This window comes from Pseudomonas sp. TH39(2020) (genome assembly GCF_016650715.1).
Taxonomy (GTDB): Bacteria; Pseudomonadota; Gammaproteobacteria; order Pseudomonadales; family Pseudomonadaceae; genus Aquipseudomonas; species Aquipseudomonas mandelii_C.
Genome location: NZ_JAEKFF010000005.1, coordinates 67,002 through 89,593 on the forward strand (window position 1 = coordinate 67,002; position 22,592 = coordinate 89,593).

The following is a 22,592-nucleotide window of genomic DNA, read 5'->3' on the forward strand; positions in this document are numbered from 1 at the left end:
AGACCGACTTTTTCAACAGAATCGGTCGGCTGCTGCCCTTCGTAACTGGTCGTTATCGACCGAACGTAAGGAGGTAGGAACCTTTAAGGCCCACCCTCCCACAACTCAGCAGCCACCTGCGAGCATTGCTACGTCCAGTAATCGACCTGATGATGCCAGCCGCTCGACAGAAGTCGAAATTCAATCCGAGCAATCTTGTCATTTGCCAAGGCTTAGGGCAGGGTCGATACCACTGAGATCTCTGCCAAAGGAGTTACCCCATGTCAAAGCTATATCCCAGTATCGATCCCGAGGGGCTGGTCGAGTACTCAGTGGTCTACACCGACCGCTCGCTCAACCACATGTCGCAGTCATTTCAAGGCGTGATGAAGAACATTTCCAGGACCCTGAAACAGGTCTACAACGCCCAGGCTGTTGCGGTGGTCCCGGGCAGCGGCACATTCGGCATGGAAGCGGTGGCGCGACAGTTTGCCACCGACCAGCAATGCCTGGTGATACGCAACGGCTGGTTCAGTTATCGCTGGAGCCAGATCCTTGAGATGGGCAACATCCCGGCGGCCACCACGGTGCTGAAAGCCCGACCGGTCGACACTGGTCGCCAGGCTGCCTACGCCCCACCCCCTCTGGACGAAGTGCTGGCAGCCATTCAGGCGCAGAAGCCGCAGATTGTCTTCGCCCCCCACGTTGAAACCTCCTCAGGGATTATCCTGCCCGACGAGTACCTACGGGCCGTCGGCGACGCCGTGCATGCGGTGGGTGGCCTGTTCGTGCTGGATTGCATCGCCTCAGGCACGCTTTGGGTTGATATGCAGAAATGCGCAGTCGACCTACTGATCAGCGCGCCGCAGAAAGGCTGGAGCGCCTCCCCTTGCTGCGCCCTGGTGATGCTCAGTTCTTTGGCCCTCGAGCGCATCGAACAGACGCATAGCAGCAGCTTCGCCTGCGACCTGAAAAAGTGGCTTCAGATCATGCAGGCCTACGAACAGGGCGGACATGCCTACCATGCGACCATGCCCAGCGATTCCCTCGCGCGATTTAACGAAGTGATGAAAGAGACGCAAGCCTACGGTTTCGACAAGGTTCGCGGCGAACAACAGGCTCTGGGCGATCGGGTGCGCGCAATGTTGACCGGCAAAGGCATCAAAAGCGTGGCCGCAGCCGGCTTTCAGGCCCCTGGCGTAGTGGTGAGCTACACCGATGATGCCGACATCAAGAGCGGTAAGAAATTTGCCAACCACGGCCTACAGATCGCCGCCGGAGTACCGTTGCAATGCGACGAGCCGGCCGACTTCCAGACCTTCCGCATCGGTCTGTTCGGACTCGAAAAGCTGCACAACATCGAGCGCACGGTCAGCACCCTCGAGCAGGCACTGGACGAGGTGATGGTTAACTAAGCCCTCATCTTGCCCGCAGCACATACCGAACTTGTGAATTCCAGGAAGGCATCCTGCCCTGGGCACTGCCGGCCCAAGGCGCTGATCTTCGACGAATATGACGCTGGTCGCCCGGACGCCATGTTAGAACCATAAGGGAAAGCCCGTGCACGCGTCTTACTGACACGTGCGCCCCTCAGCGCTATCAGAAAAGGTTTCCAACGAAGCCATTTAGAAGCAGTTGAACAGCTGGGTCAGTTTTCAGTCGGCAAAACAGCCTTTATTGTTTCAGTTTTCGGTCAGTGGCAACAATTCATGGTAACGACGTTACGGCGCGCGGAGCATTTCCTTGAGCACTGTAATGAACTCCAGAGCGACCTGGGATGGTTCCTCATGGATCGGAAGTAATAACGCAATTTGATACTTGATGGACGGAAATGAGCGCGACAGCGCATGAAGTCGCTTTTAGCGCGTCAAACGCAGCTAGTGCAGTGCGGGGTGCAGGCCAATCAGTCAAGGAGGGTGTGGCGATATTTGAGCGGAGTACGCATGAAATCGATAGCCTCGTTCAAGAGGTAAGCAAGGCCGTTCGAGAGGTCGAGGAACTCGCGAAGAACAGCGAAGAAATCGGTTCGGTGCTGGTCATCCGTAGCGTTGCCGAACAAACCAATTTACTTGCATTGAACGCAGCTATCGAGGCCGCTAGAGCTGGGGAAAGTGGACGTGGATTTGCAGTGGTTGCCGATGAAGTCAGAAGCTTGGCCAGGCGAACTCAAGATTCTGTAGGAGAAATCGGTAGCGTCATTGAGCGTATCCAGAACGCGACGCAAGGAGTAGTGACAACGATGCACTCTGTAGTGGTCTAATGAAACCGGACACTCGAAGCCAGCCGTTCACTGGGTGTCGGTGAGTCGGCCCTGCGTCGTTGGGTTGATCAGGTTCAGCAGGAGCGCCAAGGCGTCACTCCGCAGAGCAAAGCCCTGACCCCGGAACAGCAGAAAATCCAGGAACTGGAAGCTCGTATCGCTCGGCTTGAGCGAGAGAAATCGATATTAAAAAAGGCTACCGCGCTCTTGATGTCGGAAGATCACGAGCGTTCGCGCTGATTGACCAACTGAGCGTCCACGAGCCGATTGATTGGCTGTGCAAGGTGTTTGAAGTCACTCGCTCGTGTTATTACGCCCAGCGTCTCAGGCGCCGGACTCCCGACGTTGAGCGGCTTCGGCTGCGCAGTCGGGTCAATGAACTGTTCACGCAAAGTCGCAGTGCTGCGGGCAGTCGCAGCATCTTGTCGATGCTGCGTGAAGACGGTGAGCAGCTCGGACGATTCAAAGTGCGCAGCCTGATGCGCGAGCTTGACCTCGTCAGTAAACAGCCCGGATCACATGCCTATAAACGAGCGACGGTTGAACGGTTGGATATCCCGAACATCTTGAATCGGGAGTTCGATGTTCCGGCACCCAACCAGATCTGGTGCGGCGACTTCACCTACATCTGGGCCCAGGGGAAATGGCATTACCTGGCTGTCGTGCTGGATCTTTGTACGCGCCGGGTGGTGGGCTGGGCGCTGTCGGAAAAGCCGGACGCCGAGTTGGTTATCAAAGCGCTGGATATGGCCTACGAGCAACGTGGAAGGCCTCAAGGTCTGCTGTTTCACTCGGATCAAGGGTCGCAGTATGCAAGTCGTTTATTTCGCCAGCGGCTGTGGCGTTATCGAATGCGTCAGAGCATGAGTCGCCGGGGAAATTGCTGGGACAATGCGCCGATGGAGCGCGTGTTCCGCAGCTTGAAAACGGAATGGATACCGACCGTGGGCTACAGATTTGTTCAAGAAGCTCAGCGCGATATCAGCCATTTTTTGATGCATCGGTACAACTGGATTCGACCCCATCAATTCAACGGTGGGCTGGCGCCAGCTCGGGCCGAAGAAAAACTTAACGTCGTGTCCGGGATTAGTTGACCACTACACGTTTGCTACGTGGCAGCTTCTTCACAACGCTCTTCGCCGAAGCCCTGACAGCTTCGTCCGTCCCATGGATTCGAGCCGCCAGAAGCAGCACTAGTGTTGCGTCAGAGAGGTTCATAACAGCGCCCCAATAATTTAGCTTCTCAGTGTAGCGAATTCGCTTCTGTGAACGCGCGATCAATGAGCAACGCAGTACTGACGCGTTTGTGACCTCCTTGCATTTTGAGGCAATCATCCCAACAAGCTGATGACAACGATTGCCCCAATCGGCCCCGAGATATCGCCAGATCTAAACCGCCGCGACAACACGGCCCGCTCAAGCGCTGAGGCAACACCAAACTGAGGACTAACACCAATGGCGGCGTTGAGCGCCAGCAGGTTGGTGTGCTTGGCAACCCAATTTTAGAGCAAGTTTGACAGTCAGAATCGGAACAAAAATTGCGTTCCTACGCAAATTTCAGGTCTGCTGACTGACTAACCAAACGCTGGCAGATTTTATGTAGCAATGCAGACTTCAAACGGTGTATGCGTTTTCACATAGCCTGGGCCATCGCCCGATTCAGCCGCTTCAGACTCGAGCGGGTGACACGATGATTTTGACGTTGTGCTCCTTGTTGTTGACCAGTTCCTCGAAGCCCTGACCCACGATCTGTTCCAACTGAATGCGCCCGGTCACCAGTGGTGTGATGTTCAACCGGCCATCAGCGATAAAAGCGATCACGTCAGCGAACTCACCGTTATAGGCCAGCGCGCCCAGTACTTGTTTTTCAGTAGCCACCAACTCGAAGAAGTTGAACTCGCTGGGTTCCTCAAAGATCCCCACCAGTACACACTTGCCGGCCTTGCGGATCAGATCGATCGCGAGCTTGGCCGTGTGTTTGTTGCCGATGCATTCGAAGCTGACATCCGCCCCGAGCCCGCCCGTCAGGCGCCGTACCTCAGCCAAGGCATCGCACTCATTGGGATCGAGCACATGGGTCGCCCCCACTTCCAGGGCCTTGGCCTTACGCGCTGCAGACATTTCCAGAGCGATCACCTGAGCCGCACCGGCAGCCTTGGCGCACATGATGGTGCACAAGCCAATGGTGCCTGCACCGACCACCACCACATTCTGCCCGAGCAGGCTCCCGGCTTTTTTCACGGCGTGCATGCCCACCGCCAGGGGCTCGATCAGTGCCCCGGCTTCAGCAGGAAAGTTTGCCGGTAATTTGTACAGCAGGTTGGCCGGCACGTTGACGAGTTCGGCGAAGGCACCATTATTCATCAGCCCGGTGAAGGCCAGGTTCTCGCAGATGTTGTACAGCCCATGGGTGCAGTAGTAGCAGGTGCCGCAATGTTGGCAGGCATCGGCCGCCACCGGTTCACCGACACTGAAACCCAGAACACCGGCACCGAGTTCGACGATCTCACCACAAAACTCATGACCGAGAATGCACTGGCCCTTGATCCCGGTCAGCGGGTGCGGTGCGTCAACCGGTATGAACACCGGCCCGGCCACGTACTCATGCAAATCGGACCCACAAATTCCGCACCATTGCACGCGGATCTGCACCCAGCCGGCAGGTGGCGATATGGGCAGCGGAACGTCTTCGACGCGGATATCGTGGCGGCCGTGCCAGACAGCGGCGCGCATGCTGCGTTGCGGATTGATTGAAAGGCTCATAGCGAAATCTCCTTGAAATAGTTGGTCCTGGCGCCCCGCGAGAGGCCGCCAGGGGGGCGTCAGTGCTGTTGCACAAAGTCCAGAATCAATCGGTTGACCTGCTCGGCCGCTTCCATCTGCACCATGTGCGCCTGACCTGGCAGGACCTCGACCTGGGCTTTCAGCCCGGCGCTGTGGTTCACCGGAATAATCGCGTCGTCACTTCCCCAGATCAGCAACACTGGCAACTGACCGTCCTGCACCACGCCGCGCAGATCGAGCTGTTGCCGTCCTTCTTTGAACAAGCCTGATACCAGCAGGCGCAAGGCCGCGCCCACTCCTTCCAGGCGCTTGTACTTGAGCATGTCTTCGAGCATCTGCCGGTTGACCAGCTCGGGATTGGAGAACAGTTTCACCAACTGTGGCTTGAGGGCATTGCGGTTGGCTGCCTCGACAAAGCCTTCCAGGTAATCGCCATTGATGTCCTCGCCCAGACCCGCGCTGCCGATCAATGTCAGGGAACGTACCCGTTGTGGAGCCAGACGCGCAGTGTTCAGCGATACCGCGCCGCCCATGGAGTGACCCACCAGATGCGCTGCGCGAATGTCCAGGTGATCGAGCAATGCCAGCACCACGCCGCTCAGCTCATCCAGGTCTCCGCACTCCAGCTGTTTGGTCGACTCGCCATGGCCCGGCAGGTCCAGTGCAACCACCCGGCGGCCAGCGGCTAATGCTTCGTGATTGAACATCCAGTTGTTCAGGTCACCGCCAAAGCCATGCACCAGCACCAACGGCACCCCGCCTTCGCCGCGCTCGAAGTAACGGATCAACCGCCCGTCCAGCTCGACCTTTTGCGGTTTCGGCCCGCTGTCTTCCTCGGCACCGTCACCGGGCACGAACGCGGCTTGAAACTGCTCGACCACCGCATCGATCTCCGCCTCGCTGGCCTCGCCGTCGACCACGATGCCGAGCAACGCACCCACCGCGAGGGTTTCATCCTGGCGGGCGATCTGCCGACGAAGCACCCCGGAAAACGGCGCCTCGACACTGCTGGAGATTTTGTCGGTTTCGACGTCCAGCACTTCGTCGCCCTTGGTGATGGCCTGGCCCTCCTCCTTGAGCCAGACATCGACCCGGCCCTCGGTCATGGACAGGCCCCACTTGGGCATGGTCAGGGTATGAATCTGGCTCATGAACGCTTGCTCCACTCGATCAGCTTGAGCACGGCGCTCTCGATTTTCGCCGCGTCGGGAATGTAGAGGTCTTCCAGGGCGTCGGAGAATGGCACCGGCGTGTGCGGCGCAGTCACCATCTCGATCGGTGCCTTGAGCGAGGCGAAGGCTTTTTGCGCCACCAGAGCCGAAATATCGGTGGCCATGGAGCAACGCGGATTGGCTTCGTCGATGACCACCAGACGTCCGGTCTTCTCCACACTTTCCAATATGCTGTCTTCGTCCATCGGACTGGTGGTGCGCAGGTCGATCACCTCGCAGTCGATGCCGCGCGCGGCCAAATTGCGGGCGGCGTCCATCGCGGTGTTGACTGTGCGGCCATAGGAGACCAGCGTCACGTCCTTGCCATCACGCAGGAAGTTGGCTTCGCCAAAGGGGATGGTATAGAGCTCTTCCGGTACTTCACCCTGCATGCTGTAGAGCATTTTGTGTTCACAGAAGATCACCGGGTCGTTGTCGCGGATGGCCTGGATCAGCAAACCTTTGGCGTCATAAGGCGACGACGGGCAGACCACTTTTAGCCCCGGAATATGGGTCCACAACGAGGTCAGCATCTGCGAGTGCTGGGCGGCGGCCCGCAACCCGGCGCCGACCATCGTACGGATCACCAGTGGCGTGAAGGCTTTGCCACCGAACATGTAGCGAAACTTGGCCGCCTGATTGAGGATCTGATCCAGGCAGCAACCGGCGAAGTCGACGAACATCAATTCACACACCGGGCGCACACCACAGGTCGCGGCGCCCACTGCGGCACCGACATATCCCAACTCCGACAATGGCGTGTCCAGCACTCGCCCAGGGAATTGGTGATAGAGGCCCTTGGTCACGCCCAGCACCCCGCCCCAAGCGTCATTTTCACCGGGGGCACCGGCACCACCGGCGACGTCCTCCCCCATGATGAACACGCTGGGATCGCGGCGCATTTCCTGGGCCAGAGCTTCGTTGATTGCCTGCTGATAACTGATTTTTCTCGCCATGATGAAGGTCTCGATTCTTGTTATAGGGGGCGTTCAGGGATAGGAAACGTAGACGTCCGAGAGCAGATCGGCGGCGCTCGGCTTGGGGTCGGACTTGGCCTTACGCACGGCGTTCTCGATCAACAGGTCCACCTCGCTGTCAATCTGGTCCAACTGGGTGACCTGCACCCGCCCGGCGCGGAGGGTGCGTTCGCGGAACTGCATCAAGCAGTCGTTGTGCTCGCGGAAATGCTTTACCTCGTCCGGCGCCCGATAGGTCTGGGCGTCGCCCTCAAAGTGACCGTAATAGCGAGTCAGCTTGACCTCGATCAGCGACGGCCCCTCCCCGGCCCTGGCCCGCTCCACGGCGGCACCGGCAGCCTCGTGAACGGCGAAGAAGTCGAAGCCGTCCACCGTAACCCCGGGCATGCCGAAACCGGCAGCGCGGTCGGCGATGTGATCGCAGGCCACCGACCAGTTGGAGGCCGTGGCTTCGGCGTAACCGTTGTTCTCGGCAATGAACAGGCACGGCAGATTCCACACCGAGGCCATGTTCATCGCTTCGAACACCGCGCCTTCGTTGGAGCCACCGTCACCAAAGAACACCACTGCCACACTGTCAGTCCCCTTGAGTTTGGCGGCCAAGGCCGCGCCCACGATCAGCGGCGCACCGGCCCCCACAATGCCGTTGGCGCCGAGCATGCCCTTCTCGAAATCGGCGATGTGCATGGAGCCACCCTTGCCTTGGCAGACCCCGGTTTTCTTGCCGTAAATCTCGGCCATCATCCCGTACACATCGACGCCTTTGGCGATGCAGTGGCCGTGACCACGGTGGTTGGAGGCAATGCAATCGTCATCACCCAAGTGGGCCATGACCCCGGCGGCTGAAGCTTCTTCGCCGGCATACAGATGGACGAAACCAGGAATCTCGCCGGTGGCGAATTCCACGTGCAGGCGCTCTTCAAAGACGCGGATGGTGCGCATCACCTGGTAGGCATGCAGCAATTGATCAGCGGTCAGCTGTGTCGACATTTTTATTCTCCAGGGTGTCTTGAGACTCGAGGTTCAAAGGGTGTTGCGGGTGTTCACGGCCGATGGCCAGAAGTCGCTGTTGCGCGGCATAGGCCAGGGTCGCATTGACGTCGATGCTCAGCGGACCGCCGGCATCGAGGGTGACCGTGGGGCGGTCATGGGCGTTGAATTCGATCTCGCGCTCGCCATCCAGAGCCAGCGTGCCGCTGGCCAGGCACAGACCATGGGCGACGCCGGGTTCAAGGCTTGCGGCAGCGAGCACGCCGCAGCCTTGCAGCAGGCCGGGAGCCAGAGGCACCAGCAGCGCTTCGGGAGATTGCGCATCGAGGCGCATCCAGGCCCCACCTGGAGCCTGACGTGACACGGGAAACCACAAGCCGCAAAGGGCCGAGATGCCAATGGACTGAGGTTCGGCGAAGGTCACAAACACCTCGGCCAGATCGGCCCCGCGACTGATAGCCCTCGCGCCGACGAAGGGCAGCGAGGACACCGCCACGTCCACCAGGGCCATCTCGCACAGGCCACGGCTCGGCTCGCGCACCAGCAAGCGTTTGTTGCGGCGCAAGGCGATCTCGGGCGGGATCCGCCCACTGACAAACAGCCCGCCGGCCAACCCGGCGCTGGTGGCTTCTCGCAGTTCCGGGAAGGCGTTGTTGGTGCCGGTGGACAGGGTCAGCAGCGGAATGTCGCCGACTTCGGCGGCCACCGCCTTGTGAGTTCCGTCGCCGCCCAGCACAGCGATCAGGACAACGCCGCGTTCGGCCATCCAGCGTGCCGCGTGACGGGTATCCTCGACGCTTTGGCGCAGGGTCAGGTCGAGGAACTCAAGGGCCGGCCAGTGACTGCTGCGAGCCTGGCGACCGTGGCTGTTTTTCAGCACGGCGGCGGCGATGCCGGTCATATCGGTGGGCATCAGCACCCGTTCGACGCCCGTGGCGCCAAAGGCAGCCAGTAAGCGCTGGATCACCGAGACTTTGTCGGTGCTGGAAAACAGCCCGGCGTTGGCGGTCAGGCGCCGCACGTCCCGACCGGATGCCGGGTTGGCGATGATGCCTACGGTCAGCGGCGCACGACTCATGACGCCACCACGGGCAGAACAGGGAAAGAGTCTCGGCAGGACATCGGGCACCTCTTTTTATTATTGGGTTGCCAGTCGGGCTGGTTGCCAGAGCTAGAGCAAGGCCGGTGCCAGATCCGCAAAAACACCTGCATAACCCCGCCTTAGAGCGGTCCGATGTGAACTCAAGGGTGGCCGGAATCAAGCCCGAATGAGACGCGTCATGTCAGGCTGCACGAGGTGGCGAAGAGACCGTGAGACGTCGCGTCTCACCGCCAGCCCCGGTTGAGCCGACGCTTGTCTGCGGCCAATGAACGGCGCTTAATAGCCGCACAACTAAAAGAAGATGGAACCGGAGGCCTTAATGCTTTCCGCACACTCAAAGGCGCATGTGGATTGCGTCAGCCGTGTTTTGAAGAATGCCGGGCACCTGCCGCAGCTGCCTGTGTCGGACTTGATTCTCGACTCCTGGCGCCGCTCGATGGAGCAACACCACCTGGATCCCGGCTCACTGCAAGGGCCACGGATCCTCTCGCAGAACGTGCTGCAGGAATGCCGCGAGCGCTCCGAGTTATTCTTGCGCATCGCCAGTGAAGAGGTCGCCCGCCTCCACGGTCGGGTCCGCGATGCCGACTACTGCGTCCTGCTCACGGACGCTCAGGGCCAGACCATCGACTACCGCGTCGAAACTTCCATCCGCAATGACTGCCGCAAGGCCGGTCTTTACCTGGGCACTTGCTGGTCGGAAGGTGAGGAAGGTACGTGTGGCGTGGCCGCGGTACTGACCGCGCGAACGCCGGTCACGGTGCATAAACGCGATCACTTTCGCGCCGCGTTTATCGGTCTCACCTGCTCAGCGGCGCCGGTCTTCGACCCCAAGGGTGAACTGCTCGGTGTGCTCGATGTGTCGGCGGTGCGCTCACCCGATGACCGTCGCTCCCAACACCTGATCCGGCAGATGGTGGTGCAGAGCGCGCATGAAATCGAACAGGCATTTTTCATGAGCAGCGCCCAGGGTTACTGGGTGCTGCGAGCCCACCGCAGCCCGGGCTATGTCGACAGCCAACCCGATTACTTGCTCGCCTGGGACGAAGACGGCTGTTTGCAGGCGCTGAACCCGGCGGCGCGGCAATGGCTATTGCACCGTTTTGGTCAACTGCCGGAACACATTGGCCAAGTGTTCGATCAGCAGTTGCTGCATCGGGCCAGTGACGAGTCGATATGCCTGTTGCACAGTCAGGGTGGCCACACGGAATTGCATGGTCGCCTAAGCGTGCCACGGCGGGTGAAGCGCAACGCTTCGCGACTGGGACTGACATCCGCCGAACTCGATCCGCGACTGGAAGAAAGCCTGCGCCTTGCAGTGCGGGTCAAAGACCGCAACCTGCCGGTGCTGATCCAGGGTGAGACCGGCTCCGGCAAGGAAGTCTTCGCCCGTCAGTTGCACCAGGCCAGCCAGCGCCGCGAGCGTCCGTTTGTTGCAGTGAACTGCGCGGCGATCCCCGAGAACTTGATCGAAAGCGAATTATTTGGCTATGTCGCCGGCGCCTTCACGGGTGCCTCGAGCAAGGGCATGCAAGGTCTGCTGGAACAGGCCGACGGCGGCACGCTGTTTCTCGATGAAATCGGCGACATGCCCCTGCCCTTGCAAACCCGGCTGCTGCGGGTTCTAGCCGAGGGTGAAGTGGCGCCACTGGGTGCTTCACGGCGCAAAGTGATCGACCTTCAGGTTGTCTGCGCGAGTCACCGCGATCTGGAAGCACTGGTCACCGCGGGCGAGTTTCGCGAAGACCTGTACTTTCGTTTGAGTGGAGCGCGCTTCCAGTTGCCGCCGCTGCGCGACCGCAGTGACCGCCTGGCTCTGATCAACCGGATTCTCGATGAGGAATCGACGCTTTGCGCAGCCCCCATGCAACTGGGAGGCGCGGCTCTGGAATGCCTGCTTGGCTACCGTTGGCCAGGTAACGTTCGCCAGTTACGGCACGTGCTGCGTTATGCCTGTGCGGTGTGCGACTCAAACCTGATTCAGGTCAACCATTTGCCCGAGCAACTGCAAGGTCACAGGCTTAATGGCCCAAGCTCCGGTGACACCAATGATTGCTGCGCGAGCCCCGAACGCCAGACACTGCTCGATGCCCTGGTGCGTCATCGCTGGAAACCCACCGCCGCCGCCAAGGCTTTGGGCATCTCTCGGGCAACCCTGTACCGGCGGGTGCATCAGCACGGCATAGAGATGCCGGGCAGAAGCCAGGCTGAATGACCCTATCAGTTAGCAAGCATCATCTAATTGATTTCAGAAAGAATTATTAAACTAACATTTTTTGTGCTTTTCTGACGCTTCCCAAGGCCTCTATTTTCAACACTTAACGTAAATGTCGCGCACAAAAAAACGCCACTCATTGAGTGGCGTTTTTTTGAATCTTGGAGCGGGAAACGAGACTCGTATCTAGCGTCCGACCCATTGAAATCTAAGGGGTTTCTTTTCTTGCCGGAGCAGGAAAAGACTCAATTCTGGACTTGTTTTTGGGGTGTTTCAAGAGCGAAAAAAGGGGTAATTCTAAGCAAGGCTATTGGATTCTACCCCTAGCCAATCGGACGAACGATCATCAAGCCGGCGGTGGCAATTGCGCAGGATCAACAGGAGATGAGTCCCCTCCGAAAGATAGATCTATGGTTTCCGCTTGAGATGACTCATGTACTTCGTTCTTCACCAATTAGCATGGGAATTGGTGTTGGCCGCGCGGACGACTACCGAATTGTGCGGGCCATCTCTGGAACGCGATCGCCACTTTCATCGCCGTCATCATTGTCAGCCTGACGCTCGATTTTCTATGCCATGAGCGCGCTTGCCGGCAACTCAAATCCGAATACGACGGGAAGATAGCGTTCATGGATCTTGAGCACGGGCGCTTCGCCCAGTTGAACGACCTACATTATCGATATGCTCAGACTAATACTCAGGCTTGGTGCAACTCATCCGTCCAGATCATCAGTGAAAACATTATGCAACAAGCAATAACTGCGGAATGCTTCGCGCACATTGTCGCGTAACAGTATGTCGTCCCACGGCTTGGTATAGACGCAATAAATCGCACCACGATTCATTGCGTCCAGAATTGATTCCCTATAGATGTCTCCAGGCGATATCCGGAATGTATCGGGATACAGTTCCTTAACGTTGTCGAGGAACACCCCGCTGTTACCGTTCTTGATCGGTAAGCGCTGATTGCACAGGATGATCTGCACCTCATTAAGTGCCAGTAATTCAAACCCCTCGGCGGCCGACCGCGCAGCCAAAATACGGTAGCCATCCTGGCGCAGCAAGTGTTGCAAGGGAGCCAGCATGTGGGGTTCGTTGTCTACCAACAGCAGTGTTTTTTGCTGAGTACTTCGCGCGCCAACAGGTAGCAGCAAATGCTGTTCGTCACGTAGTATTTTCTCCACTTGCGTCACCGGCAGCGGCGCGCTGAAACAGAAACCCTGGATATAGTCGCAATGGTGGCGTCGCAAATACATCATTTGCGCAGCCGACTCGACACCTTCGGCGACCACATCGAGTTTCAGGCTATGGGCCATCTGGATAATGGCCAGCACAATGGCCGCATCGTCGGGATTGGTCGTCACGTCGCGGATGAAGGCGATGTCAATTTTCAGTTTGTCGATGGGGAAACATCGTAGATAAGCCAGACTGGAATAGCCAGTCCCGAAATCATCAATGGAAATTTGCACACATCGATGCTTCAGATTGCGCAAGGTACCAATCGTACGCTCGGTGTTCGCCATCAGCGAAGTCTCTGTCAGCTCCAGCTCCAGCAGGTCTGCCGGAATACCGTTGATTTCGAGCCCTCTGATAACGTCTGCGTCCAGATCACCTTCAACGAATTGACGTCCGGACACATTCACCGACACTTGTACCGCGCCGACCATGGAGTTTAGCCATAACCCGATTGGGTTGCAGACCGAGGAGATGACCCAACTGCCCACCCGCACGATTAATCCAGTCTCCTCCAATAGCAGAATAAATTCATTCGGCGGCACCATTCCATGCCCTGGCCGCTGCCAGCGCAGCAGCGCTTCAAGACCGGATATGCGACCACTGTTGAGTCGCACTTTGGGTTGGTAGTACAAAACAAATTCTTCATTTTCAACAGCCCTGCGCAAGGCTGTTTCCAGGTTGAGTCTGGCCTGCACATCGGCATTCATTTGAGCCGTAAAGAAACGATAAGTGTCTCGTCCAGCCTGCTTGGCCCGATACATCGCCGTATCCGCATACTTGATCAAGGTATCGAAATCCGACGCGTCTTCGGGATGGATCGTGATGCCGATACTGGCAGTCACGTTTACTTCGTGGCCTTGTAATTCGAAGGGTGCACGCAGCACCTCGCGGATCTTGCTGGCGACCAGCGCGGCGCCTTGTTGTCCCTGCTGCATCACCAAAATCAGAGCAAACTCGTCACCGCCCAGACGCCCGATGATATCGCGGATGCGCACACACTGAACCAGTCAATCACTGAATTGCATGACCTAGCGTGTCGTTCACATTCTTGAAGTGATCCAGATCGATGGACAGGGGGATAGTGTTCCTGGCCGGGACCGGCGGGGGTATCTACGACGTGCACCTGGCCGAAGACTGGCGCATCAACGCATCGCTGATGAGCCGTTCCTACGGTGACTTCGGCACCGAGGAAAACAAGGACATTCGCAGCTATGTTGCGACCCTCAATCAATTTTTCGACGAGGGCCGTTGGCAGGTCATGCTCAATGGCATTTCTTCAGGCCAGAACGATGCCAGCCTGAACGACAAGAGCAGGCAGGAATTCGCCAGGGATACCCGGGTGAACAAGTCTGGGTTCAGCCCTGCCTCGAGTGGCGCCCATGGCATGCTCGCCTACCACCGCCCCGATTTCTTTGGTCAAGAAGGCTACTTCAAGGCGGCGCTGCTGTATGGCCAAGGGCTAGGGGCGGAGGTCAACAGCATTGGTGCCGACGGCGACTTGCTGGACCAGGCTCAGACATTGCGCCTGGCGCTATATGGCCATACCCGCCTGAATCAGGACTGGCGCATCGCACAGGCCTTGATTGCCGAGCAGAGCAAGAATCGTTACGTCCCCGGCGACGACTATCGCTACATGACGCTCAACGTGCGCCTGGCCAACGAACTGACCAGAAACTTCAAAATGCAATATGAGCTGAGCTGGCAGACCATGAACCTCAATGCATTGGGCTACGATGGCCGCCAGGCAGCCAAGGGCGACTATTGGAGACTCACCTTCGCCCCGACCTTCAAGGCCCAGACCGGTGACTTTTTCATTCGCCCGGAACTGCGTCTGTTCGCCACCTACATGAACTGGTCCAGGGACCTGGATAACTTCAGCGCAACAGACGATTTTGGTCAGAAGGGCTTCAAGTCCGGCGGCGAGTGGCAATTGGGTGTGCAAATGGAGACTTGGTTCTAGAAGTATTAGGTCGGGCAACAACTTATACGTGAACTGATCGTTAGTTTCTGCGCGACCAAAGCCCGCCTGAGTTGCCTCAGACTGTCCTGGCCAATATTGCCCATTGAACGACTCGATGCTCGAATGCACGGCTTAATGGGTGTCCGGCGCCGCGTCGACCAGCTCCTTATCAAGCTGAAAAGCCTGATCGATACCGCCATTTGCAGCACTAACGTTGCGGAAAAACTTCCTGCTTCAGCACGATCGACTTCAGGACAAAACATGCACCCACAGCATTCGTTCTGGAGCGCCGGAACAGTTGTCCGAAGCGACTGTTCGGTGTTCCCCTGAGCGTTCTTATTCATATTTTTAGAGGTATAAATCAGCAACGCACCACCACAGCCAATGGAGGTTTGCTAGTTTGCGAATACAGCACCGAAAAGTTGTCTGAACACAGGGGGAACCACTCACATCCTGTCCGAGATCTGAGCCTCGGACATGTGAATAATGCATATGCCACAAGATTGGAAAATACTCTATAAGGGCTCTGCTGTCTGAATAAGCGAGTTTAATACCAATTTTATTTCAGAAGCCGGGTCTTTATGTCCTTGCAGTATCAAACCTTCCGACAGAGCGGTGAATGTCTTTGCAAGAGTGGCACATTCCAATGGAGGCTTCTTGCCTGCATGACTGAATATAATCGTAATCAACTTGCCCAAGGCCTCACTATTTTCCTGATGCAGAGCATAGTAATGCGTTGAAAACTCCTCATCGCGCAAGGCGATCAGTTGTAGTTCAGCATCAAGAATCGCACAACTGGCATTATCTTTAAGCGTATCAATATAAGCATTCAATCCATGAGCCAGTTCTTCTGATGAATATCCAGAAGCCAGAGTAACACCCAATCGATCGATTTCAACTCGCTTGAATCTCTGGGTTAATTGTAAAAGCAAGTCTGACTTGCTTGTAAAGTTTGAAAAAAATGCTCCCTTTGAAAAGCCAGCCTCCTCAGATATAGCATTGACACTGGCGGCGTGAAAGCCTTTCCTAACCATAAGATCAGTGGCGGTATCGAACAACTTGTCTCTTGTTACTTGCTGACTTTCTTCACGACCTAATCTCTTCTTAATCACACCTTCGGCTCCTCTGGCCAAACAAAAAATATCTACTTGTAACTGAATGCAACAAGCTTGCTATTCACTGCAAAATACGGATTTAACTACTATACCTTATACTAGACCATCTTAATCAATTTACATTTAAGCTTTTAAAAAGTGCCATGTAAATGCCATGTATGGGAACGGAGGCGGCGAGATACGCTGCATCGACACGCAGCGCCGGCATTGCAAGCGCTTGCAACTCATAAAGAGGCGTCAACTCCAGCACGCTCAGGCACTTCGGTATCCAGCCTAACGCGTGGCCCACCCGATCGATCGAATCGGCAAGGTTATCGTGTGGCTCCCCGAAGACGCAGACGACAAGCGGCTAAAAATTTCTTTCAATGACCTTAATCCGCCCGCCCCAGGTGAAATTCCTACTGCCGGCTAGGCGCTAAGATGCTGAATTTACTAGCTTTAAGTCACGATCAGGGACGTCGCTTCTATGCCCATAACGAAATACCACTTGATTTTCAGATACCGAATGGTTTTTACTTGCATCGTTGGTTCAGCCAACACCTGATCAGAGCATCGAGACCAGTGACATCAATCTCAATGCAGCAGCAGGTTACCCCACTGGAGCTGGATTTTAATGGAATATGCCTTTGTTACAGGCGCTACTGGCCTGCTCGGTAATAATTTGGTTCATGCGCTTTTAAAGCGAAATATCAAAGTAAAAGCACTGGTTCGTTCCATAGGAAAAGCTAGGAAGCAGTTCGGCAATCTGCCTGTCGAATTTGTCGAAGGCGACATGCTTAATGTCGACGCCTTCAGCCATGCCCTGCAAGGCTGTGATGCCCTGTTTCATACGGCTGCCTACTTCCGAGACAGTTACAAAGGTGGAAAACACTGGCAAAAACTGTATGACACCAATGTCACCGGGACCGAGCGATTATTGCAAGCCGCTTACGCCGCCGGCATTCGTCGTGCAGTCCATACTTCATCCATTGCCGTATTGAAGGGCAACAAAGACCAAGTGATCGATGAGACGATGTCTCGCAGTGAATCGGATGCTGACGATTACTACTTGAGTAAAATACTGTCCGAGCAAAAAGTTCAGGAATTTTTGCAGCAACACCCGGATATGTTCATCGCCATGGTATTACCGGGCTGGATGTTTGGTCCCGGGGATATCGGCCCGACCTCATCAGGACAGTTCCTGCTCGACTTTGTCGGAATGAAATTGCCTGGCGTGCTGCCTGGAAGTTTTTCCGTAGTAGACGCCCGGGATGTAGCGGAACATCAACTCGCGGCAATCACACGAGGCCGATCCGGAGAGCGTTATCTGGCAGCCGGCAATCATATGAACATGAAAAGCATTTTCCAGGCACTCTCCAGTGTCAGCGGCGTAAAAGCTCCGGAGCGAAAAATCCCACTGTTCATGCTGCGAATAATTGCCTTGGTGTATGAAGGCTATTACCGAGTTACGAAAAATCCGGTGCTCATCAGCACCTCCACCGTCAAACTCATAGAGCAAGAGCAAGGGCGCACTCACTTCAGCCATAACAAAAGCCTAAAAGAGCTGGAATGCAAGTTCCGCCCCGTAGCTGAAACACTGACCGATACCCTGGACTGGTATCGGAAAAATAACTACATAAATGCGTAATTGAAACAACCTATATATAGCCTGCCTCTGTAGTACTTTTTTTGTCTAACCATTACTTCAAGGATTGAGAGAGGTTGGTAAATGAAAAGCCTTTCATATAAAGAAGGTTTTCTGCATCGGTTCGTCGGCTTTTCAGAATCGTTCCCAGACCACATTGCTATCAGGAACCTGGACGCGGAAGAAGAGACCGTCACTTACCGCGAGTTGCGAATAAAGGCTGAAGAGTGCAACGGCGCACTCAAAAATCTAGGTGTATTACCAGGCGACAAAGTGGCGGTTGTTCTACCCAATGGGGTGGAGTTCATCGCTTACTATCTGGCGATCATCGGGCGTGGGGCGACTCCGGTTATCCTCAACTACAAACTGACGCCATTCGAAATGAGCAGCGTCATCAGTATTGCCCGGCCGACGCTGGTCGTGACGACCGAAACGCTATTCGAGCAACATAGCGAGACATTTCAGCCTGCCTACGGCGTTCATCACTCCTTGGTATTGAACACCGCAAGCGAGCCATCCTCTCCCCTGCCCGACAACGCAACGGCCGATTCACAGCTTCCTAGACAGGCCGAACCTTTGTTACTGCCCGAAGGCAATCCGATCGTCTCGGTACAGTTCACGTATAGGGGCACCGGTAAACCTCTGGCCGTTTCTCACCGCTACCTTGACCTGACGCAATCGAGCGATGGGCTGCATGAGCAGTTTCATCTTCAAGGGGTCGGATCCGTTCATCTGGTGACGCTGCCGCTGTATGCCATCTTCGGACTGTCCGTGATGATGGTCTTTCCATTGAGCGTGGGCGCCACCCTGTTAATGACCAACACCCTGCTCAATAGGGATCTGGCGGAAATCTTGTCCCAGTATCAGGTCACCTTCGCCTGCCTGGTGCCCGACGTCATTCGCTACTTCAACACGCGACTCGCCAAACGCAAAGGCGTGCTGTTGTCGATGCACCCACAACTGATGATTTATTCAGGTGGCAGCCATCTACCGGCGGACGAAGCCGAGAAACTGGGAAGGCTGCTGGGGTGCAATCCGGTGCTGCAAGGCTATGGATTGACCGAGAGCATGCCAGTGATAGTCCAGAGTTCGATTGGCAAGGTCCATCGCGGCGCCATGGGGCAACCGATTCGCAACGTAGAGCTGCGGGTCGTCGATGTTCAGGGGCGAGACGTCGCACCTGGGCGTATCGGCGAACTGTTGATACGCGGTTCGATGGTTATTGACGGATATAACGATGCCGCGGACGCCAATGCCCGGTTCTTCCGTGATGGCTGGCTACACACGGGGGATCTGGTCTGGCGGGACGATGATGGACATGTGTTCTTCTATTGCCAACGCCTGCGAATCTCGAAGATTAAAGCGCAAATGGTCGACCTGACCGAAATCGAATCCATTGCCCTGAAGCATCCTGGCGTGGTGCGCGCGAAGGCTTACATCGTCCCTGACAACAAGGAGGTCAACGTATTGCACCTGTGCGTTGAAGGAAGCGGTGACCTGACCCAGAGCGCTATCTCCACCCTGCTCTCGCGCTACCTCTCAGGCTTCAAACTGCCCAGAACCATCGAGATTTTCTCTCTCAAGGAAGAGATCCATGCAAGCAAATAGCACACAACCGGTACTGGCCGTTTTCGACTTTGACGGCACATTGACCGACAGGCATACGTTCTGGCGCTACATGCGTTTTATCGTGGGGACCAAGTCGTTTTGGCTAAGGATCGTTCCCCTGCTGCCCAAAATGCTCAGTGTGATCCTTGGCATCACACCGTTGATGCAGGCGCGCCTGGCGTTCATTGCCTGTTACCTGGGTGGCCTGTCAGTTGAGCAAGAGCGCGAGCATGCCAAGTATTTCATTACCGAACAGCTACCGCTCTGGCTCAGGCCCGAGGCCTTGCGCCGGCTGCAATGGCATCAGTCCATGGGGCATGTCACGGCGCTGGTCAGTAACTCGCCGGAGAACTACCTGATTCCCTGGGGACAGGCAGCAGGTTTTGATTATGTATGCGGCACCCGCCTGGCGACTGCAAAGAACAAACTGACCGGCGGAATATCAGGTACCAACTGTGTTGAGAGAGAAAAAGTCACACGGCTGAAAGGCTGTTTGAGCAACCTTGATGACTTTTACATTTATGCCTACGGAGATTCATCAGGTGACGATGCCCTGCTCGGCATTGCCAACTCTCCCTTCTATAGAAACTGGTACTAACAGATGAACACTCTGAGCACGTTGGCACCCAAGCACTTCGGCCCCGGTAACACCCCGACAGTAATGATCGTCGGTGCTGGCCCTATTGGCCTGTCCCTGGCAATCATGCTGAAAAAGTGGGGCGTCTCTTTTCGCATTATTGAAAAGAATGCCGGCCCCTCGACCGCTACCAAAGCGATGGCCATTCATTCCAGAACTCTGGAAGTTTTTCGCGATCTGGGTGTTGCCGATCAGGCCATCAACGACGGGTTCACGATCAACCAGTTTTCGGTGCAGTCGAACGCCAAACGGGTGCTGAACTACAACTTCTCCTACCTGGATACGACCTATCCCCTGCTCCTCAGCTTGCCACAGCCGCAAACAGAAAAGATTCTGCTTGAGCGACTTAACAAGTTGGGGGTGGATGTCGAGTGGAATACCGAACTGGTCGATATAGAAAACCAGCCGGGATCCGTGCGAATGACGCTCCATCATGCGGATGGCAACGACGAATCCTTTACCAGTCGGTGGGTGGTCGGGTGCGACGGTGCTCGCAGCAACATTAGAAAACGTCTTGAGATGACCTTCGAAGGATCGTCCTACGACCGTTTCTTCATGCTGGCCGATGCCGATATCGAGTGGTCTGGAAGCAAGGACGAAGGGGCTTTCTTCCTGGGTTCGCAGGATGGTTATGTGGCGGTCGCGCCGATCAGCGCCCAATCCCGTTATCGACTGTTCATTGAGATGCCCTACGACCTGCCGCCAGAAGATGAGCGCCCTTCCTTGAGCCTGGAGAACTTTCAGCGGTTGTGCGAAGGACGCGGGCAAAAGATGACGCTGTCCAATATTTCATCGACCACCATCGCCTCTTTTCAACATCGCCGCGTGCAGTCGCTGCAACAAGGCTCTGTGTTTCTAGTGGGCGATTCGGCTCATATCGGCAGCCCGATCGGCGGGCAATGGATGAACCTGGGGGTTTCCGAGGCCTACAACCTGGCGTGGAAAATGGCCTATGTCGATCAGGGCCTGGCGGATCAATCACTGCTGGAAAGCTACAACGAAGAACGCTACCCAGTCGCCCTGGAAGTCGAGAAAACGGCACACCGACTGACCGGACTGATAACCCTCAGGCACCGCGCCCTCGTTTGGCTGCGCGACAATGTTTTGCCACTGCTGAGCAGCAGGCGCAAGGTTCAGCGCAAGTTGCCCACGATGATTTCCGGTCATCAGTACCACTACGGCAAAAGTGATTACATTCAAGAATCGCTGACGAAAAAGCAGCGCATGAATTGGGACAAAAAAGGGAAGAAACCCGAATTCCAGACGTCGGCACCTCGCGCAGGTCAACTGGCTCCCGATGTTGAGCTGTGGCAACTGCAAGGTATGCCGCCAAAACGCTTGATCGACTTGTTCCAGGGAACCTTCACGCTGCTGATTTTTAGCGCAGCCGATCAGTTTTCCCCCTTGCTACCGGACTATTACTCGCTGGCCGAGTCGGCGGAGAAGGATTACCCAGGCATCAAGGCTTATTGCGTCATTGATGCTCTGGGTAGCTCCGAGCTGCCTTTCTGGCACTCAACGTTGTTGGACCCCGATTGGCGGCTGCACAAGCGCTACCATGCCAAAGAGGGCACATTGATGCTGATTCGTCCTGACGGCTACATCGCTTTCCAGGGGGCTGATGCAATCACGCTCTTCACTTATCTGAACGTAAGATCCGGGCTGCTCAAAGGGGCCAGAAAAATAACATCTTCCGAGATCGACGCAGTGGAACTCCAACTTTAAGTCTCTATATGGATACTGCCTGTTTGCTTCATTGAGTGACACAAGGCCCAGCCCTGGGCCATGACTTTTGATTTCTTGTTGATAGAAAACATATACCGACTTTGGTTAGGAGAACCCCATGCGCGTCCAACTCAACGATGTTGTGCAGGAATTCATCGTGTCCAATGGAAAAATAGCTCATAGCTATTTCTCTCTTTCAGAAAAAATTATTGATTCACTTTGCGATTCCAATATCGAAAAAGAATCCATATTGATGCGTGTGTTGGAGCAGGCCGAGACCGTCACTGCGCATTACTTCAACGCTCATCAACAAGTCCTGGAAGGCGTTTATGCCCATGGGGTTGAAGCACCCGTCAACAGAAGCCTGCCTGTCCTGGAGCCCGTACACTCAAACCCGGTAGTGCTGGCATCGGCACCCGTTGCGGAACAAACGCCTGCGCTCAGTTACGGGCAATGGTTGCGCACCGAAATAAGTTCGGTCACTGGTTTCAAAAAGGAACAAATCGACTTCGATCAAAGTTTCGAGAGTCTGGGCATCGACTCCCTGGGGCTGGTCGATATTTTCGAATCCCTGGCTCAACACTTCCCGGAAAAGAAAGAACTCACCTCGTCGCTCTTCGATGCGCCCTCGCCCACCGTCTTGCTGGCACGGCTTGAAGCCAATCCGCAGGCACCCGCCGTGGATATCGAAGCATGGGTACTTGAACAACTGGCGAATATCACCGGTTTTACGGTTGACCAGATCGACCAGAAGCAAAGTTATGAAAGTCTGGGCCTGGACTCCTTGGTGCAACTGGACTTCCAGGAAGTGATCGTCGCTATGTGGCCGCAACTCAAGGCCAACAGCACTGAGTTGGTCAACGCCAAGTTCCCACAGGAAACAATCGCACTGATTGAAGCTGCTCTGGCCTCCCCGAGTCGACCTCAGTAACACCCTGCGAAGCGCAACCAACAAGCCCAACAGCCCCCCAGGAGCAGATAAGCAATCTGCTTTTAAACACCCTGTCCCCCCTGATCCCCGACGCCCCAAAGTCGATCGACATCGAGACGCCTTTCGCACAGTTGGGGCTCAGCGGTTTTGCCCGAGAAACACTCTGCCAATCAATGGCGCAACAGTGCCCTGTCAGCGAATTTGCCGGTGAGGCGCTGATGTCGCGTCGTACGCCGCA

General features: G+C 56.0%; 14 protein-coding genes and 4 pseudogenes. 10 read left to right on the top strand and 8 right to left on the bottom strand.

The genetic code is table 11. The annotated features are described in order from the left end of the window. Window positions 1–260: 260 nt before the first annotated feature. From JFU47_RS05340 to JFU47_RS05350, 3 genes and pseudogenes are all read left to right on the top strand, one after another. Entirely contained in the window at window positions 261–1,394 is a 1,134-nt protein-coding gene (locus tag JFU47_RS05340) for an aminotransferase class V-fold PLP-dependent enzyme (protein WP_201117413.1), read from the top strand. A gap of 551 nt (window positions 1,395–1,945) precedes the next feature. Beyond that, a pseudogene (locus JFU47_RS05345) lies at window positions 1,946–2,221 on the top strand (methyl-accepting chemotaxis protein); the annotation flags it as partial. Window positions 2,222–2,254: 33 nt separating this feature from the next. Then, window positions 2,255–3,333 (top strand): annotated as a pseudogene (locus tag JFU47_RS05350) (IS3 family transposase); the annotation flags it as partial. Here JFU47_RS05350 and JFU47_RS33500 read toward each other — a convergent pair. The 6 genes and pseudogenes from JFU47_RS33500 to JFU47_RS05375 form a co-directional block, all read right to left on the bottom strand. Beyond that, window positions 3,332–3,457: pseudogene (locus JFU47_RS33500) on the bottom strand (DUF7740 domain-containing protein); the annotation flags it as partial. The pseudogenes JFU47_RS05350 and JFU47_RS33500 sit on opposite strands and share 2 nt — an antisense overlap. Window positions 3,458–3,907: 450 nt before the next feature. Further along, window positions 3,908–4,972, bottom strand: coding sequence for a 2,3-butanediol dehydrogenase (locus JFU47_RS05355; protein ID WP_242485096.1), 1,065 nt, complete (start codon window positions 4,970–4,972; stop codon window positions 3,908–3,910). A gap of 89 nt (window positions 4,973–5,061) precedes the next feature. Next, window positions 5,062–6,174 carry an acetoin dehydrogenase dihydrolipoyllysine-residue acetyltransferase subunit gene (locus JFU47_RS05360; protein WP_201181639.1) on the bottom strand — a complete coding sequence of 371 codons (1,113 nt, stop codon included), beginning with the start codon at window positions 6,172–6,174 and terminating at the stop codon, window positions 5,062–5,064. Then, entirely contained in the window at window positions 6,171–7,190 is a 1,020-nt protein-coding gene (locus JFU47_RS05365; RefSeq protein WP_201181641.1) for an alpha-ketoacid dehydrogenase subunit beta, read from the bottom strand. Before JFU47_RS05365 ends, JFU47_RS05360 begins: the two co-directional genes overlap by 4 nt. Before the next feature lie 33 nt (window positions 7,191–7,223). Further along, window positions 7,224–8,201, bottom strand: coding sequence for a thiamine pyrophosphate-dependent dehydrogenase E1 component subunit alpha (locus tag JFU47_RS05370; protein WP_123366093.1), 978 nt, complete (start codon window positions 8,199–8,201; stop codon window positions 7,224–7,226). Continuing rightward, entirely contained in the window at window positions 8,179–9,279 is a 1,101-nt protein-coding gene (locus JFU47_RS05375; RefSeq protein ID WP_201181643.1) for an ATP-NAD kinase family protein, read from the bottom strand. Before JFU47_RS05375 ends, JFU47_RS05370 begins: the two co-directional genes overlap by 23 nt. 343 nt (window positions 9,280–9,622) lie before the next feature. Between JFU47_RS05375 and JFU47_RS05380 the strand changes: the two genes are divergently transcribed. Further along, a complete protein-coding gene (locus JFU47_RS05380) occupies window positions 9,623–11,518 on the top strand; it encodes a sigma-54-dependent Fis family transcriptional regulator (protein ID WP_201181645.1) in 1,896 nt (631 codons plus the stop codon). A 713-nt stretch (window positions 11,519–12,231) separates the two neighbouring features. Here the strand turns inward: JFU47_RS05380 and JFU47_RS05385 are convergent. Next, entirely contained in the window at window positions 12,232–13,749 is a 1,518-nt protein-coding gene (locus JFU47_RS05385) for an EAL domain-containing protein (RefSeq protein WP_201181647.1), read from the bottom strand. A gap of 71 nt (window positions 13,750–13,820) precedes the next feature. Between JFU47_RS05385 and JFU47_RS05395 the strand changes: the two are divergent. Next, a pseudogene (locus tag JFU47_RS05395) lies at window positions 13,821–14,714 on the top strand (carbohydrate porin); the annotation flags it as partial. Between the two features lie 515 nt (window positions 14,715–15,229). On the opposite strand, the gene JFU47_RS05400 reads toward JFU47_RS05395, so the two are convergent. Next, window positions 15,230–15,826: a TetR family transcriptional regulator gene (locus JFU47_RS05400; RefSeq protein ID WP_201181649.1), complete on the bottom strand. Its 597-nt coding sequence runs from the start codon at window positions 15,824–15,826 to the stop codon at window positions 15,230–15,232. Between the two features lie 616 nt (window positions 15,827–16,442). Between JFU47_RS05400 and JFU47_RS05405 the strand changes: the two genes are divergently transcribed. The 5 genes from JFU47_RS05405 (at window position 16,443) to JFU47_RS05425 (ending at window position 22,354) form a co-directional block, all read left to right on the top strand. After that, on the top strand, window positions 16,443–17,456 hold the full coding sequence (locus JFU47_RS05405) for an SDR family oxidoreductase (protein WP_201181651.1): 1,014 nt from the start codon (window positions 16,443–16,445) through the stop codon (window positions 17,454–17,456). Window positions 17,457–17,537: 81 nt separating this feature from the next. After that, window positions 17,538–19,061 (top strand): class I adenylate-forming enzyme family protein, encoded by a 1,524-nt coding sequence (locus tag JFU47_RS05410; RefSeq protein WP_201181653.1) that lies wholly within the window; start codon window positions 17,538–17,540, stop codon window positions 19,059–19,061. Continuing rightward, complete coding sequence (locus JFU47_RS05415) at window positions 19,048–19,659, top strand: HAD-IB family hydrolase (protein ID WP_201181655.1); 612 nt, start codon at window positions 19,048–19,050, stop codon at window positions 19,657–19,659. The genes JFU47_RS05410 and JFU47_RS05415 overlap by 14 nt, the downstream gene beginning before the upstream one ends. 3 nt (window positions 19,660–19,662) lie before the next feature. Beyond that, the gene (locus tag JFU47_RS05420) at window positions 19,663–21,423 is read left to right on the top strand and encodes an FAD-dependent monooxygenase (RefSeq protein ID WP_201181657.1); all 1,761 of its coding nucleotides are present in this window, start codon (window positions 19,663–19,665) and stop codon (window positions 21,421–21,423) included. 118 nt (window positions 21,424–21,541) lie between these two features. Further along, entirely contained in the window at window positions 21,542–22,354 is an 813-nt protein-coding gene (locus tag JFU47_RS05425) for an acyl carrier protein (RefSeq protein WP_242485077.1), read from the top strand. Window positions 22,355–22,592: the final 238 nt, after the last annotated feature.

Bases quoted from the DNA above. Each gene is read 5' to 3' on its own strand.
- JFU47_RS05340 (WP_201117413.1), top strand. From the start codon at position 261: ATGTCAAAGCTATATCCCAGTATCGATCCCGAGGGGCTGGTCGAGTAC.
- JFU47_RS05375 (WP_201181643.1), bottom strand. From the start codon at position 9,279: ATGAGTCGTGCGCCGCTGACCGTAGGCATCATCGCCAACCCGGCATCC.
- JFU47_RS05355 (WP_242485096.1), bottom strand. From the start codon at position 4,972: ATGCGCGCCGCTGTCTGGCACGGCCGCCACGATATCCGCGTCGAAGAC.
- JFU47_RS05365 (WP_201181641.1), bottom strand. From the start codon at position 7,190: ATGGCGAGAAAAATCAGTTATCAGCAGGCAATCAACGAAGCTCTGGCC.
- JFU47_RS05415 (WP_201181655.1), top strand. From the start codon at position 19,048: ATGCAAGCAAATAGCACACAACCGGTACTGGCCGTTTTCGACTTTGAC.
- JFU47_RS05420 (WP_201181657.1), top strand. From the start codon at position 19,663: ATGAACACTCTGAGCACGTTGGCACCCAAGCACTTCGGCCCCGGTAAC.
- JFU47_RS05425 (WP_242485077.1), top strand. From the start codon at position 21,542: ATGCGCGTCCAACTCAACGATGTTGTGCAGGAATTCATCGTGTCCAAT.
- JFU47_RS05360 (WP_201181639.1), bottom strand. From the start codon at position 6,174: ATGAGCCAGATTCATACCCTGACCATGCCCAAGTGGGGCCTGTCCATG.
- JFU47_RS05410 (WP_201181653.1), top strand. From the start codon at position 17,538: ATGAAAAGCCTTTCATATAAAGAAGGTTTTCTGCATCGGTTCGTCGGC.
- JFU47_RS05370 (WP_123366093.1), bottom strand. From the start codon at position 8,201: ATGTCGACACAGCTGACCGCTGATCAATTGCTGCATGCCTACCAGGTG.
- JFU47_RS05405 (WP_201181651.1), top strand. From the start codon at position 16,443: ATGGAATATGCCTTTGTTACAGGCGCTACTGGCCTGCTCGGTAATAAT.
- JFU47_RS05380 (WP_201181645.1), top strand. From the start codon at position 9,623: ATGCTTTCCGCACACTCAAAGGCGCATGTGGATTGCGTCAGCCGTGTT.